The organism is Pelomonas baiyunensis, assembly GCF_043555935.1.
In the GTDB taxonomy this organism is placed as follows: domain Bacteria; phylum Pseudomonadota; class Gammaproteobacteria; order Burkholderiales; family Burkholderiaceae_C; genus Pelomonas; species Pelomonas baiyunensis.
In genome coordinates, this window is sequence record NZ_JBIGIB010000005.1 from 294,907 (window position 1) to 308,273 (window position 13,367).

The window sequence follows — 13,367 nt, forward strand, 5'->3', positions numbered from 1 at the left end:
CCATGACCGCCCGTACCTACGACTCCATCCCTCCGCGTCGCGTCGCCTTTCTGGGCCTGGGCGTCATGGGCCACCCCATGGCCGGCCATCTGGCGCGTGCCGGGCATCAGGTCACGGTCTACAACCGCACCACCGCGAAGGCCGAGGCCTGGGCGAAGGAATACGGTGGCGGCTTTGCCGTGACGCCGGCCGAGGCGGTCAAGGGCGCCGAGTTCGTGTTCTGCTGCGTCGGCAATGACGACGACCTGCGTTCGGTCGTGCTGGGTGACGGCGGTGCCTTGGCCGGCATGGCCGCTGGCGCTGTGTTTGTGGACCACACCACTGCGTCGGCCGAAGTCGCGCGCGAACTCCACGCCGCTGCTGCTGCGCGGGGCATCGCCTTCGTGGATGCGCCGGTGTCGGGCGGGCAGGCCGGCGCCGTCAATGGCGCGCTGACGGTGATGTGCGGCGGTGACGCCGCCCCGTTCGAGGCCATGAAGCCCCTGGCCCTGGCGTTTGCCAAGGCCGTGACGCTGCTGGGCGGCCCGGGGGCCGGTCAGTTGGCCAAGATGGTCAACCAGATTTGCATCGCCGGCGTGGTGCAGGGGCTGGCGGAAGCGGTGCGGTTCGGCCAGAACGCGGGCCTGGACATGGTGCAGGTGCTGGACGTCATCGGCAAGGGCGCGGCCCAGAGCTGGCAGATGGACAACCGTGGCAAGACCATGGTGGAAGACAAGTTCGACTTCGGCTTCGCGGTCGACTGGATGCGCAAGGACCTCGGCCTGGTGCTGGACGAGGCGCGCCGCAATGGCTCGCGCCTGCCGCTGACGGCGCTGGTGGACCAGTTCTACGCCGACGTGCAGGCCATGGGCGGCAAGCGCTGGGACACGTCCAGCCTGATCAAACGCCTCTGAACACTTGATTCAAGCGCGCCTCCGGGCCGCCCCGAGGCGCGATTGAGCGGATGTGCGAGCGGGCTATCCCCCGCGAGCCGCAGCGCGGTCTGCAAGACCGGTCAGGCCGTCAGGCCTGAACGAGGGGCGTGCATTTACTGCTTCTTCGGCGTGATGCGAGCGAGTTCGTCCTCGCTGATGATCTCGAACGCACGCACCACCTTCTTCACGCCGCCCACCTGGCGGGCGATGTCGGTTGCGCGGTTGGCTTCGCGCTCGGTCACGCGGCCCATCAGGTAGGCCTGGCCGCGCTCCACCACCACGTAAAAGGCGTTGCTGATCAAGTCGCGCGCGTCGATCAGCTGCGCTTTGATCTTGCCCTGGATGACGACGTCGTTGGAGCGGCTGCTCAGCGAGCTGTGCATGGTCACCGCCACTTCGTTCATCACCTTCGTCACGTTCTCGACGCCGGCCACGATGCGCTCCAGCTCGGCCTGGTCGGCTTCGTTGCGGGCTTCGCCGGTGATCAGCGCGACGCGGTTGTAGCTGTTGACGTTCACGTGCACCCGGTCGCCCAGTTGCTCGCGGATGCGCGAGCCGGCCTTGAGCTCGATGGTCTCGTCTTCCAGCTGGGTGGCGGAGGTGCGGCGGTCGGTGGCCACGCTCACGCCGCCCATCATGGCGCCGCCAATCAGCAGAGGCGCGCAGCCGGTGGTCAGGGCGCTGGCCAGCGCCGCAGCGGCCAGGGTCAGGGAAAGCTTCTTCATCGTCACGGGTCCTGTCAGGTTATTCGTCGCTGCCCAGCAGCTGAACGTCAATGGCGTCCGCCAGTGCATGCAACAGCACGCGCTGCGCCTCAATCACGCGCGGCTCACGTCCGTGGTTGACACGGATCTGGATGTCGGTGTCTTGCAGCAGCCCGCGCCATTCGTCGGACGCGCCGCCGGTCAGGGCGATCACGCTCATTTCCTGCGAATGCGCCACGGCCAGCGCGCTGGACCAGGCATCGCGCTGCTCGCGCAGGGGCTCGATCATCAGCAGCACATCGCCGGGGTGGCCGTGCGCCTGCAGCAGCCGGGCGAGGTCCAGGCCCGCAGCGTCACGCGCCTGGGCGGCCAGGCTCCACGCCGCCAAGCCCGGGCGCTCCTGCTCGAAACGGCCGGCCAGGCGGGCGGCGATGTAGTCGGCCTCGATGCTGGCCAAGCCTTGGCCGGCACACAGGATGCGGTTGCCGCCGGTGATGGCGTCCACCACCATCTGCGCGGCCATGCCCAGTGGGCGGGCCAGTTGTTCAGCCGCCTGGTAGAGCAGGTCGGCGCTTTCGAAGAACTGCTGTTGGATTCGTTGCTCGATCATGAGCCGCGGATCATAAAAGCCAGGCTTGCTTCAGGCGGAGCCGAGCCCGATCCTGGGCCTGATCCCGGCCGTTCACTCGGCATCAAACGCAGCGGGCAGCCATTGCAGCGCCGTGCCGTCGATGGCCACCACGTCGAAGCGGCAGGGTGGCGGCGTGGCGTGCTGCATCAGGTAATGCTGGGCGGCGTAGATCAGCCGCTGCTGCTTGCGGGCCGTGACGCTGGCCGCGGCTCCGCCGTGGCTGCCGCTGGCGCGAGCCCGCACTTCCACGAACACCAGGGTGCCGTCGCGGTCGGCCATGATCAGGTCCACCTCGCCACCGCGGCGGCTCGGGCCCGCGGCGACTCGATAATTCCGCTCCAGCAGGCGCAAGCCCGCGCGCTGCAAATGGGCCAGCGCGGCGTCCTCGGCGGCGTCGCCCGCCTTTTGGGTGGCCGGCTTGTCGGTCGGTTGGTCGCCCGGTTTCGAACGAGAGCCCCAGTTGAACATCGCCATTTCCGATCAATCCCTGTTGCGCCAGGCCGCCGCGGCTGCGGCCGGTGGGCAGCAGTATCCGGCCGGCACGCTGTACCTGGTGGCCACGCCCATCGGCAACCTGGCGGACTTGAGCCTGCGTGCCATCCACGCCCTCGGCCTGGTGGACGCGCTGGCCTGCGAAGACACCCGCCAGGGCGGCGCCTTGTTGCGCCACCTGGGCCTGCACAAGCCGCTCATCACGCTGCACCAGCACAACGAGCGCGAGGCCAGCGCCGGGGTGTTGGCGCGGCTGGCGGCGGGCGAGCGGGTGGCGTACGCATCAGACGCCGGCACGCCCGCCATCTCGGACCCGGGCGCCGTGCTCGTGCAGGCCGCCGTGGCGGCCGGCTACCGGGTGCTGCCGCTGCCGGGCCCCAGCAGCGCGGCGGCAGCGCTCAGCGTGGCGGGCGACACCGTCGCCCAAGGGTTTGCGTTCGTCGGTTTCCTGCCCACCAAGGCGGGCGAGCGGCGCAGTGCGCTGCAAGCCGTGCTGGCCGTGCCCTTGCAAAGTCAGGTCGTGTTCGAGGCGCCGCATCGCATCGCCGACCTGATGGCCCTGCTGGCGGAATTGGCGCCGAGCCGGAGTGTGACGGTGTGCCGCGAGCTCACCAAGCAGTTTGAAACCGTGCACACCGCGCCGGCCGGCAGCTTGCCTGCCTGGTTGGCGGCGGATGCCCAGCGCCTGAAGGGCGAGTTCGTGCTGGTGCTGCATGCGGCCGAACCGGTGGCCGTGGCGGCGGACGGGTTGCCGGCCGAGGTGATGCGGGTGCTGGCGCCGCTGGTGGCCGAATTGCCGCTGAAGCAGGCGGTGGCGCTGGCGGTGCAGATCACCGGCGAGCCGCGCAACCGCTTGTACGACGCGGCGCTGGCCCTCAAAAACGCCGCGGGCGACGAGGCCTGACTGGCCTCGTCGCCCGGCTTGCGTCGGGGTGAGCCGATCAGCCCGGAGCGCTGGCGGCGCGTGCGTTGTGGCGCTTGCGGTGGATGTCGCGGCTGGCGCCGTCTTGCATCGCGGTGATGTGGCGGCGCTCCTTGGCCGTCACGGTGCCGTCGGCCTTGGCCTTGGCTTCGGCGTTGTCCACGCGGGCTTGCTCCTTTTCCAGGCGCTGCGTTTCGCGGGCCGTCAGGCTGCCGTCGGCGGCGCCTTGGGCGATGCGGGCCTGCTGGCGGGCCTCACGCTTGTCGATGCGCGGCGTGTTCGTGCCCGGGGCCGAGGCAGCCGGGGCTTGTGCAAAGGCGCTGGCGCCGGCCAGCGTCAACAGGGCGATCAGGGCTTTGTGCGTCGTCTTCATCGTGAGCTCCTTGGGGAGTGAGTGTTGCAAGGCCCCTCCACAACGACAGGCCCGGGCTCGCGGCTGACAGCCTCATCGTAAAGAAGCATGTCCCTGCGTTGCGATGCGTGACCGGCCGGCTTCCTAGAATCGACCCATGATCGCTGTCGAACCCACCCTGGCCCGCTTGGCCACCGCCCGCTCGCAACTGCTGGAGCCCTTCGGCCTGACCGAGGCCTCGCTGGCCCAGGCGTTGCGTGTCATCACGGAGCATCGCGTCGACGACGCGGACCTGTACTTCCAGACCACCCGCGCCGAGGGTTGGAGCCTGGAAGAGGGCATCGTGAAGAGCGGGTCTTTCAGCATCGACCAAGGCGTGGGCGTGCGGGCCGTGGCCGGCGAGAAGACGGCGTTTGCCTACTCCGACGACATCTCGCTGGACTCCCTGCTGGACGCTGCTCGCACCGTGCGCACCATCGCCGCAGCCGGCCAGAGCCGCAAGGTGAAGGTGCCGAGCCAGGGCCGAGTGGCCGACAGCCGCGAGCTGTACGGCATGGCCGACCCCATCGCCAGCCTGGACAGCGCCGCCAAGGTGGCCCTGCTGGAGCGCGCCGAGAAGATGGCCCGCGCCAAAGACCCCCGCGTGGCCCAGGTGATGGCTGGCCTGGCCGCCGAGCACGAGGTGGTGCTGATCGCCCGCGCTGACGGCACGCTGGCGGCCGACGTGCGCCCGCTGGTGCGCTTGTCCATCACCGTCATTGCCGAGAGCAACGGCCGCCGTGAAGTGGGCAACGGCGGCGGCGGCGGCCGCTTCGGCCTAGCGTATTTCACCGACGAGATGATTGCCAGCTACGTCGAGCAGGCCGTGCACGCGGCCCTCACCAACCTCGACAGCCGCCCCGCACCGGCGGGCGAGATGACGGTGGTGGTGGGCCCGGGCTGGCCCGGCGTGCTGCTGCACGAAGCCGTGGGCCACGGTCTGGAAGGCGACTTCAACCGCAAGGGATCGAGCGCCTTCTCCGGCCGCATCGGCCAGCGCGTGGCCGCCAAGGGCGTGACGGTGCTGGACGACGGCACGCTGCCCGACCGCCGCGGCTCGCTCAACATCGACGACGAAGGCTGTGCCAGCCAGCGCAACGTGCTGATCGAAGACGGCATCTTGAAGGGCTACATCCAGGACGCCATGAACGCGCGGTTGATGAAGGTGGCCCCCACCGGCAACGGCCGCCGCGAGAGCTACGCCCACATGCCCATGCCGCGCATGACCAACACTTACATGCTCGGCGGCAAGGACGACCCGCAGGAAATCGTCGCGTCCATCAAGAAGGGCCTGTACGCCACCAACTTCGGCGGCGGCCAGGTGGACATCACCAGCGGCAAGTTCGTGTTCAGCGCCAGCGAGGCCTACTGGGTGGAAAACGGCAAGATCCAGTACCCGGTCAAGGGCGCCACGATCATCGGCAACGGCCCGGACGCGCTGACCCGCGTCAGCATGATCGGCAACGACATGGCCCTGGACACCGGCGTGGGCGTCTGCGGCAAGGAAGGCCAGAGCGTGCCGGTGGGCGTGGGGCAGCCGACGCTGCGGATTGATGGGTTGACGGTGGGCGGTACGGCTTGAGCACGGCGCCCGCCGGCGGCAGCCGGCTTGAAGCGAGTTGGTTGCACGCTCTTCTGTTTCTGAGCGGCGCGGTCGCTGCCTTGGTGGTTGCGCGCGCGGTGGACAACCCGCCGGTTCAAATCGGAGGTCGGCTCTGGCTGCCGTTATTGCCGGTGGCGCTGTTTTTCTTTCTGCTCCCTGTGTTCGCGCCGCTCGCCAACTCCAGGCACAAACAGCTGGCGGGTTGGCTGCTCGCGATGCTGTTCTCGCTGCCCTTTTGGATCATCGCAGTCACAGGCGTGCTGGATGGGTGGAATCGCAAGCACGACGGCAGCCCGGGAGAGTGGATGCAGGCGTCCATTGCCAGCAAGAGCGCGATTGCCAGCAAGAGCGCGACGCGCCGGGGCTACTACCTCGCAGGGCATCTGGATCAGCCACTCGACGGCGCAAGGCCCGAGGTCCGGCTACCAGCCCTGGAGGATGTGAAACCAGGCGACAAGATCTGGGTCAAGGTGCATCCAGGCGCACTTGGGTGGCCCTGGGGGAGTGAATGGAGCACGGCGCAGCCAGGCTGAGTCGCGCGCCGGCCTTGACTCGTCGCCGACTTGCTCAGGCCACCACCCTGACGCTCAATAGCGGCAAGCCCGCAATCGACCCTTCCATCAGATCGCCCGGCACCACCGGCCCGACGTTCTCCGGTGTGCCGCTGAAGATGATGTCGCCCGGCATCAACTCGAAGGCCTCGGAGAGCTTGGAGATTTGCTCCGCCACGCTCCAGATCATCTGGTTGAGGTTGGCGTCCTGCTTCACGGCGCCATTGACCTTCAGCGTGATGGCGCCCGCCGTGAAATGCCCGACCTGGGCCACACGGTGGATGGGGCCGATGGGGGCGGAGCGGTCAAAGCTCTTGCCAATCTCCCAGGGCTTCTTCTGGTCGCCCATGCCGCGCTGCAGGTCGCGGCGGGTCATGTCCAGGCCGACGGCGTAGCCATAGACCAGGTCCAGCGCCTTCTCCACCTGCACATTGCGCCCGCCCTTGTGCAGGGCCGCCACCAGTTCCAGCTCGTAGTGGTAGTTCTTGGTCAGCGGCGGGTAGGGGTGGTCGGTCGTGCGGCCAGGGGCCACGAACTGCACCGCGTCGCTGGGCTTCTGGAAGAAGAAGGGCGGCTCGCGCGTCGGGTCTGAGCCCATCTCGCGGGCGTGGGCGGCGTAGTTGCGGCCGACGCAATAGATGCGCCTTACCGGGAAGACCTCGGCGCTGCCGGCAATCGGGACCACCGGCTGGGCGACGGCGAACGGGCTGGCTGCGGCAGGGGCCGTCGTGGCACAGCCCGCCGTGGCCAGGCCGGTGACTGCAGCGCCGAGGGCATGGCGTCTGTGCATCGCGTGTCTCCTGAAGTCAGGCACCGATTGGCTGGCAAGCCGGAAGCGGGGTCAAGCGGGGCTTGCCCGCTGCCGAAAGCTCAGCGCAGCCGTCGTGCTAGATTCCAGTCCCATGTTCCGTGCCGCTTCGTACTTTCGCTTTTGGTTTTTTCCCCGCCCCGGCGGTGGAGAGCTCTGAGCGCGCGCGCTGAACCCAGACTCCCCAGAAACCGCCGGGCCTCCGAAGCCCGGCGGTTTTTTTTCGGCCTTTGTTTGTCTTTCCCTGAGGTGCCCCGATGAACGCCAAACTCTCCACCGTCCAGCCCGAAGCCCAGCGCTGGTACTCGCAGGACGACAAGACCAGCGCCACCGACGACGAGCGCATCGTCGACGTGACCCCGCTGCCGCCGCCGGAGCACCTGATCCGCTTCTTCCCCATCCGCGGCACGGCCATGGAAGGCCTGATCAGCCAGACGCGCCAGCGCATCCGCAAGATCATGAGCCAGGAGGACGACCGGCTGCTCGTCGTCATCGGCCCGTGCTCCATTCACGACCCGACGGCCGCCATCGAGTACGCCCGCCGCCTGAAGGAGCAGCGCGAGAAGTACGCCGACACGCTGGAAATCGTCATGCGCGTGTACTTCGAGAAGCCGCGCACCACGGTGGGCTGGAAGGGCCTCATCAACGACCCCTACCTGGACGAGAGCTACCGCATCGACGAAGGCCTGCGCATCGCCCGTCAGCTGCTGCTGGAGATCAACCGGCTGGGCATGCCGGCGGGCTCCGAGTTCCTGGACGTGATCTCGCCGCAGTACATCGGTGACCTGATCGCCTGGGGTGCCATCGGCGCGCGCACGACCGAGAGCCAGGTGCACCGCGAGTTGGCCTCGGGCCTGTCGGCGCCCATCGGCTTCAAGAATGGCACAGACGGCAACATCAAGATTGCGACCGACGCGATTCAGGCCGCCGCACGCGGCCACCACTTCCTGTCCGTGCACAAGAACGGCCAGGTCGCCATCGTCGAGACGCGCGGCAATGCCGACTGCCACGTCATCCTGCGCGGCGGCAAGGCGCCGAACTACGACGCCAAGAGCGTGGCCGAGGCCTGCGCCGACCTGGAGAAATCCAAGCTGCCGCAGCGCCTGATGGTGGACTGCTCGCACGCCAACAGCAGCAAGCAGCACCAGCGCCAGCTGGACGTGGCGCGGGACATCGCCGGCCAGATGCGCGAGGGCAGCAACAGCATCTTCGGCGTGATGGTGGAAAGCCACCTGAACGACGGCGCCCAGAAGTTCACCCCAGGCAAGGACGACCCGGCGGGCCTGGAATACGGCAAGAGCATCACCGACGCCTGCCTGGGCTGGGACGACTCGCTGGCCGTGCTGGACGTGCTGAGCCAGGCCGTGAAGGCGCGGCGCTGACACAATCCGGGCCATGCAAGCCCGCATCACCGTCATCTTCGAGACCGGCGCCCCCGTCGAGCTGCAGCTCGACGGCGCCGAAGTGTTGAGCTTCGAGGCCGCCCGCCGCTGGCTGGACGAGCAGTTCGTTCGCATGGAATGCGAACCGCTGCGCGGCAGCGGCAAGGTGCTGCTGGCCGACAAGGTGATCCAGGTTGCGGCCGGCGCCGGCCCCAGCGGCTTTGCCGACGCGGCCTGGGCGCTGGACTACGCCCGGGCGGTGTCCGGCGCGCTGTCAAAGGCGCTCGTCAAGGTGGACGTGGCCCGCCAGGCGGTGTCTTACTGACATGGGGGTGCGGTTCAACCTGAGCTGGGCCCTTTTCTGTCGGGTGGTGGTGCTGTTAGGGATAGGGGTCTGGGCGGCTTTTTGCTTCTGGGGTAGGGACGGTTCGTTCTTCAGTTTCTGGGCATATCTTTGTGTCCTAACCTTCTCGTTCTGGGTAGGTACGGTGTTGGTGTTTCACAGCACGCAGGCGGCAATTCGCCAGGCGTTGGTGGCGCGTTACGACTTCCTGTGGAACGCAGTGGCCGTCTGCGCGTTGCTGAGCACGGTTGTTCAGTCAGGTGCACGCTTGTGGACTCTGGAAGTGGCGGAAAGCAACATTCGGAAGTCGCTGATCGAACATCAGATCCTGAGCCTTGAGGCTCGCCCTGTTCTGGCAATCAACTGTCCGCAGGCCAGCGAGAAGGCCCAACGGGGAGAAGGCTGCGCGGCGGCCCGCCAGTTGGCCGAGTCCATCAATCGGTTTCGTTCGGCACAAGTTAAATCAATGGCGGCAGGCTGCGGGGGGGCGGTCGCAGCGATCTGTCAGGCTGAATCCATGGCGGCCCGCGGGGGCGCACTATTAGCTTGCGGCTTGGAACACTGTCGGCTTGAGGTGACCAGGGACTCCCTGCTTAATGATTTCTATTCGCTGAGTGAAAACCACGAGCTCATTCTGCCCAGCCAGATGCGGTCTATCCGGTCACAGGTTCATGATGACCGAAAGGAACGAGCCGCCAACTACCGTGACCTGCACCCGTGGGAGTCATGGAGGTTTTACTTTGTCGCATTTGGGGTGGCCTTTGCTTTGGGACTTCGGATGGCCAAAGCGTTCTATGAGTGGTTGGATAGGGACAAGTCATGGGCACTTCCTCGCTGCCTGACGGGACTTCTCGGCAAACTGTGCGCGTGATGGAGCCGCGTTTCTTGCGATCCAAGCACTTGAAATACTGATATCTGCCCGCAAAACGTGGGGCCTCGGGAGAGCGAATCGCTCGTCGGCTGCTCTCTTTCATCTCTTTGCGTGACCCGCACCATGACCAAGCAAACCCATGCCTTCCAGGCCGAAGTCAAGCAGATCCTGCACCTCGTCACCCACAGCCTGTACTCGAACAAGGAAATCTTCCTGCGCGAGCTGGTGAGCAACGCCAGCGACGCCTGCGACAAGCTGCGCTTCGAGGCGCTGGACAACGCCGCGTTGTTCGAGGACACGCCCAATCTGGAAGTGCGTGTCAGCTTCGACGAAGAAGCCAAGACGCTGACCATCAGCGACAACGGCATCGGCATGAGCGCCGAAGAGGCGGCCGCCCACCTCGGCACCATCGCCAAGAGCGGCACGCGCGAGTTCATGGCCAAGCTGGAAGGCGACCAGAAGAAGGACGCGCAGCTGATCGGCCAGTTCGGCGTGGGCTTCTACAGCGGCTTCATCGTGGCCGACCGCATCACGGTGGAGACCCGCCGCGCGGGCCTGGGTGCCGACCAGGGCGTGCGCTGGAGCAGCGAAGGCACGGGCGAGTACGAGCTGGAAACCATCACCAAGGCGGGCCGTGGCACGGACGTCATCCTGCACCTGCGCGAGGGCGAGGAGGAGTTCCTCAAGACCTGGCGCGTCAAGAGCACCATCGCCAAGTACAGCGACCACATCTCCCTGCCCATCCTGATGAAGAAGGAGACCTGGGACGCCGAGGCCGCCAAGCAGGTGGTGACGGACGAGTGGGAGCCGGTGAACAAGGCGTCGGCGCTGTGGAGTCGCTCCAAGAGCGAGATCACGCAAGAGCAGTACGACGAGTTCTACAAGCAGATCAGCCACGACACCGAAGCGCCGCTGGCCCACACGCACAACCGCGTGGAAGGCCGCAGCGAGTACACGCAGCTGCTGTACATCCCGGCCAAGGCGCCGTTCGACCTGTGGAACCGCGACAAGCGCGGTGGCGTGAAGCTGTACGTGAAGCGCGTCTTCATCATGGACGACGCCGAGGCGCTGATGCCGGTGTACCTGCGCTTCGTGAAGGGCGTGATCGACTCGGCCGACCTGCCGCTGAACGTGAGCCGTGAGCTGCTGCAGGAAAGCCGCGACGTGCGCGCCATCCGCGAGGGCTCCACCAAGCGCGTCCTGGGCATGCTGGAGAGCCTGGCCAACAGCGAGGACGAAGCCGAACGCGCCAAATACGCGGCGTTCTGGAAGGACTTCGGCCAGGTGCTGAAGGAAGGCATTGGCGAAGACCACGCCAACCAGGAACGCCTGGCCAAGCTGTTCCGCTTCGCCTCCACCCACGCCGACGAAGGTGTGAGCCTGGCGGACTACGTGAGCCGCATGAAGGACGGCCAGGAAACCATCTACTACATCACCGCCGACAGCCTGGCCGCTGCCAAGCACAGCCCGCAGCTGGAGATCTTCCGCAAGAAGGGCATCGAGGTGCTGCTGCTGGTGGACCGCGTGGACGAGTGGATGCTCAGCCACCTGTACGAGTTCGACGGCAAGCAACTGCAGTCCGTCGCCAAGGGCGCTGTGGACCTGGGCAAGCTGCAGGACGAAGACGAGAAGAAGAAGGCCGAAGAGACGGCCGAAGCCTTCAAGCCCCTGCTGGACAAGCTGAAGGACGCGCTGAAGGACCGCGCCAAGGACGTGCGCGTGACGACCCGCCTGGTGGACTCGCCGGCCTGCATCGTGGTGGAAGAGGGCGACGTGAGCGGCCATCTGGCGCGCCTGCTGAAGCAAGCCGGCCAGAGCGCGCCGGTGTCGCTGCCGACGCTGGAGATCAACGCCGAGCACGCTTTGGTGAAGAAGCTGGACGGCAGCGCCCACTTCGACGACCTGGCCCAGGTGCTGTTCGACCAGGCCGTGCTGGCCGAAGGCGGGCACCTGGAAGACCCGGCCGCCTACGTGAAGCGCATCAATGCGCTGCTGATCGGCTGACGCCGCCGAGCCGGTGCGCTGGGGTTCCCGGCGCCCGCCACACCGAAGGGGCCGCCGCGAGCGGCCCCTTGTCGTTGCAGGCTGGCCGCCATCACGGCGCTGCAAAAACCGTGGGTTAGGCTGGGTTGCATGAGACATGCCTTTCGCACCCGCAGCGCCCTGGGTCGAACCCAGCGGATGAGCGCGCCCCTCAGCACGTTGCTGGGTGCGTTGCTGAGTGGGTCACTGAGTGGGTTGCTGAGCGGCTGCGCCAGCCTGCCGCCCACCCGTTCGGTGGAGGTGAACGGGCAGCGCACGGCGTTCGTGCAAGCAGGCGGGAGCCCGCCGGTGGCCGTGTTCCAGGCCGGGCTGGGCGATGGCAAGGCGGTCTGGGCGGGGGTGATCGAGCAGGTCACGCCCGGCCTGGCGGTGTTCGCGCATGACCGCCCGGGCTATGGCGACAGCAGCGCGGAGCCCGCCGGGCCGCGCGACCCCTGCACGCTGGCGCGCGAGCTGCACGCCACGCTGCAGGCAGCCGGCGTGAAGCCGCCGTTCCTGCTGGTGGGGCACTCCATCGGCGGGCTGTACCAGCTGGCGTTCGCCCACCTGTACCCGCAAGAGGTGGCCGGCCTGCTGCTGGTGGACCCGACCCACCCCGACCACTGGGCGCGCATGCAGCGCGAGGCGCCGGCCGCGGCGCGTTTGGCGACCGGTCTGCGCGCCACGGTGTTCAGCCGCACGATGCGGGCGGAGTTCGACGCCCAAGCCCAGCCGGCGTGCATTGCCGAGTTGCAGGCCCTGCCGCCGCTCGCGGTGCCGGCGCGGCTGCTGGTGCGCTCCGATTTCAGCCTGGCGGAGCGAGGCGACTTCGAGGCCTTGGTGCGCCAGTTGGAACTGGCCTGGGCGGCGTGGGTGCCCGGCATTTCCCGCCGTCAGGTGGCGGGCGCGGGGCACTACATCCAGAAAGACCAGCCCGGCGTCGTGGCCGAGGAACTGCAAGCGCTGGCCCGGGCCGCCCGAAAAGCCGAGGCGACGCCACGATGACCCGGCTGGCTTTACGTGGTTTTGTTACGGTTTTGCTACAACTCCCCCTGCCCTGGGCTTTCGCCCCCGCCAGCCTGCGGCTACCCTCCTAGGGTTTTTACGGATTCTTGCGATTTCATGCTGTCCAGTGAGTTCCGCGAGCCCGCCAGTGCCGGGCCGACCGCCTTGGTGACCCGTCGCCTCGTGTTGCGACCGCCCCGGGTGACTGACCTGGACACGCTGGCCGCGTTGCACGCCGACCCGGCCGTGAACCGGTTCTGCGCCGCCGCCACGCCCCAGGGCCAGGCGGCCGTGGCAGCACAGCTGGACGGCTGGATCGACCACTGGCGGCAGCACGGCTTTGGCCACTGGGCGATTGCCGAGCGCGAGGCGCCCGAGACGCTGATCGGCTTCGGGGGCCTGATGAACCGCCGCGTGGCGGACCACGCGGGCCTGTACCTGTACTACCGCATCACGCCGCAGGCCTGGGGGCGGGGGCTGGCGTCAGAGATGCTGCAGTTCGCCATCCAGCAGGCGTTCGATCAGCGCCATGAAGGCAGCGTGGTGGCAGCGGTGCTGCCCAACAACGCGCCCACACGCAAGACGCTGGAAGGCTTGGGGCTGCGCCTGAAGGGCACGCTGGCCGACGGCCCGGGCAGCGCGGCAGCCCTGCTGTACGAACTGCGCGCCGACCGCTGGGCCACCTTGCCGCCCAGCGAGCCGGAAGTGGTGGCCTTCGCCGCCTGACG

Annotated in this window: 15 protein-coding genes; 10 read left to right on the forward strand and 5 right to left on the reverse strand. The window is 67.7% G+C overall.

All coding sequences use genetic code 11. From position 1 onward, the window contains the following. Window positions 1-2: 2 nt before the first annotated feature. Complete coding sequence (locus tag ACG01O_RS18215) at window positions 3-893, forward strand: NAD(P)-dependent oxidoreductase (protein ID WP_394386823.1); 891 nt, start codon at window positions 3-5, stop codon at window positions 891-893. Window positions 894-1,027: 134 nt separating this feature from the next. On the opposite strand, the gene ACG01O_RS18220 is transcribed toward ACG01O_RS18215, so the two are convergent. The 3 genes from ACG01O_RS18220 to ACG01O_RS18230 form a co-directional block, all read right to left on the reverse strand. Further along, the gene (locus ACG01O_RS18220) at window positions 1,028-1,639 is read right to left on the reverse strand and encodes a BON domain-containing protein (protein WP_394386824.1); all 612 of its coding nucleotides are present in this window, start codon (window positions 1,637-1,639) and stop codon (window positions 1,028-1,030) included. Between the two features lie 19 nt (window positions 1,640-1,658). Next, window positions 1,659-2,228, reverse strand: a complete 570-nt coding sequence (locus ACG01O_RS18225; protein WP_394386825.1) for an SIS domain-containing protein — start codon at window positions 2,226-2,228, stop codon at window positions 1,659-1,661. A 72-nt stretch (window positions 2,229-2,300) separates the two neighbouring features. Then, window positions 2,301-2,717: a YraN family protein gene (locus ACG01O_RS18230; protein WP_394386917.1), complete on the reverse strand. Its 417-nt coding sequence runs from the start codon at window positions 2,715-2,717 to the stop codon at window positions 2,301-2,303. On the opposite strand from ACG01O_RS18230, the gene rsmI reads away from it, so the two are divergent. Continuing rightward, window positions 2,710-3,645, forward strand: coding sequence for a 16S rRNA (cytidine(1402)-2'-O)-methyltransferase (gene rsmI / locus ACG01O_RS18235; protein WP_394386826.1), 936 nt, complete (start codon window positions 2,710-2,712; stop codon window positions 3,643-3,645). The two genes, ACG01O_RS18230 and rsmI, sit on opposite strands and share 8 nt — an antisense overlap. A gap of 37 nt (window positions 3,646-3,682) precedes the next feature. Here rsmI and ACG01O_RS18240 read toward each other — a convergent pair whose 3' ends face one another. Beyond that, window positions 3,683-4,036, reverse strand: a complete 354-nt coding sequence (locus ACG01O_RS18240) for a hypothetical protein (RefSeq protein WP_394386827.1) — start codon at window positions 4,034-4,036, stop codon at window positions 3,683-3,685. Between the two features lie 136 nt (window positions 4,037-4,172). On the opposite strand from ACG01O_RS18240, the gene tldD reads away from it, so the two are divergent. Further along, window positions 4,173-5,636, forward strand: a complete 1,464-nt coding sequence (gene tldD / locus ACG01O_RS18245; RefSeq protein WP_394386828.1) for a metalloprotease TldD — start codon at window positions 4,173-4,175, stop codon at window positions 5,634-5,636. Further along, window positions 5,633-6,190, forward strand: a complete 558-nt coding sequence (locus ACG01O_RS18250) for a hypothetical protein (RefSeq protein ID WP_394386829.1) — start codon at window positions 5,633-5,635, stop codon at window positions 6,188-6,190. The genes tldD and ACG01O_RS18250 overlap by 4 nt, the downstream gene beginning before the upstream one ends. A gap of 34 nt (window positions 6,191-6,224) precedes the next feature. Here ACG01O_RS18250 and ACG01O_RS18255 read toward each other — a convergent pair whose 3' ends face one another. Next, the gene (locus tag ACG01O_RS18255) at window positions 6,225-6,998 is read right to left on the reverse strand and encodes a fumarylacetoacetate hydrolase family protein (protein WP_394386830.1); all 774 of its coding nucleotides are present in this window, start codon (window positions 6,996-6,998) and stop codon (window positions 6,225-6,227) included. 275 nt (window positions 6,999-7,273) lie between these two features. On the opposite strand from ACG01O_RS18255, the gene ACG01O_RS18260 reads away from it, so the two are divergent. The 6 genes from ACG01O_RS18260 (at window position 7,274) to ACG01O_RS18285 (ending at window position 13,365) form a co-directional block, all read left to right on the forward strand. Then, complete coding sequence (locus ACG01O_RS18260) at window positions 7,274-8,398, forward strand: 3-deoxy-7-phosphoheptulonate synthase (RefSeq protein ID WP_394386831.1); 1,125 nt, start codon at window positions 7,274-7,276, stop codon at window positions 8,396-8,398. Window positions 8,399-8,411: 13 nt separating this feature from the next. After that, on the forward strand, window positions 8,412-8,723 hold the full coding sequence (locus tag ACG01O_RS18265) for a hypothetical protein (protein ID WP_394386832.1): 312 nt from the start codon (window positions 8,412-8,414) through the stop codon (window positions 8,721-8,723). A 7-nt stretch (window positions 8,724-8,730) separates the two neighbouring features. Next, window positions 8,731-9,612, forward strand: coding sequence for a hypothetical protein (locus ACG01O_RS18270; protein WP_394386833.1), 882 nt, complete (start codon window positions 8,731-8,733; stop codon window positions 9,610-9,612). A gap of 123 nt (window positions 9,613-9,735) precedes the next feature. Then, the gene (gene htpG / locus ACG01O_RS18275) at window positions 9,736-11,616 is read left to right on the forward strand and encodes a molecular chaperone HtpG (protein WP_394386834.1); all 1,881 of its coding nucleotides are present in this window, start codon (window positions 9,736-9,738) and stop codon (window positions 11,614-11,616) included. A 177-nt stretch (window positions 11,617-11,793) separates the two neighbouring features. Continuing rightward, window positions 11,794-12,639, forward strand: a complete 846-nt coding sequence (locus ACG01O_RS18280; protein WP_394386835.1) for an alpha/beta fold hydrolase — start codon at window positions 11,794-11,796, stop codon at window positions 12,637-12,639. A gap of 117 nt (window positions 12,640-12,756) precedes the next feature. Further along, the gene (locus ACG01O_RS18285; RefSeq protein WP_394386836.1) at window positions 12,757-13,365 is read left to right on the forward strand and encodes a GNAT family N-acetyltransferase; all 609 of its coding nucleotides are present in this window, start codon (window positions 12,757-12,759) and stop codon (window positions 13,363-13,365) included. Window positions 13,366-13,367 lie beyond the last annotated feature (2 nt).

Excerpts from the sequence above, each read along its gene's own strand:
- ACG01O_RS18215 (WP_394386823.1), top strand. The coding sequence starts at position 3 with ATGACCGCCCGTACCTACGACTCCATCCCTCCGCGTCGCGTCGCCTTT.
- ACG01O_RS18220 (WP_394386824.1), bottom strand. The coding sequence starts at position 1,639 with ATGAAGAAGCTTTCCCTGACCCTGGCCGCTGCGGCGCTGGCCAGCGCC.
- ACG01O_RS18225 (WP_394386825.1), bottom strand. The coding sequence starts at position 2,228 with ATGATCGAGCAACGAATCCAACAGCAGTTCTTCGAAAGCGCCGACCTG.
- ACG01O_RS18230 (WP_394386917.1), bottom strand. The coding sequence starts at position 2,717 with ATGTTCAACTGGGGCTCTCGTTCGAAACCGGGCGACCAACCGACCGAC.
- ACG01O_RS18240 (WP_394386827.1), bottom strand. The coding sequence starts at position 4,036 with ATGAAGACGACGCACAAAGCCCTGATCGCCCTGTTGACGCTGGCCGGC.
- tldD (WP_394386828.1), top strand. The coding sequence starts at position 4,173 with ATGATCGCTGTCGAACCCACCCTGGCCCGCTTGGCCACCGCCCGCTCG.
- ACG01O_RS18255 (WP_394386830.1), bottom strand. The coding sequence starts at position 6,998 with ATGCACAGACGCCATGCCCTCGGCGCTGCAGTCACCGGCCTGGCCACG.
- ACG01O_RS18260 (WP_394386831.1), top strand. The coding sequence starts at position 7,274 with ATGAACGCCAAACTCTCCACCGTCCAGCCCGAAGCCCAGCGCTGGTAC.
- ACG01O_RS18265 (WP_394386832.1), top strand. The coding sequence starts at position 8,412 with ATGCAAGCCCGCATCACCGTCATCTTCGAGACCGGCGCCCCCGTCGAG.
- htpG (WP_394386834.1), top strand. The coding sequence starts at position 9,736 with ATGACCAAGCAAACCCATGCCTTCCAGGCCGAAGTCAAGCAGATCCTG.
- ACG01O_RS18280 (WP_394386835.1), top strand. The coding sequence starts at position 11,794 with ATGAGCGCGCCCCTCAGCACGTTGCTGGGTGCGTTGCTGAGTGGGTCA.
- ACG01O_RS18285 (WP_394386836.1), top strand. The coding sequence starts at position 12,757 with ATGCTGTCCAGTGAGTTCCGCGAGCCCGCCAGTGCCGGGCCGACCGCC.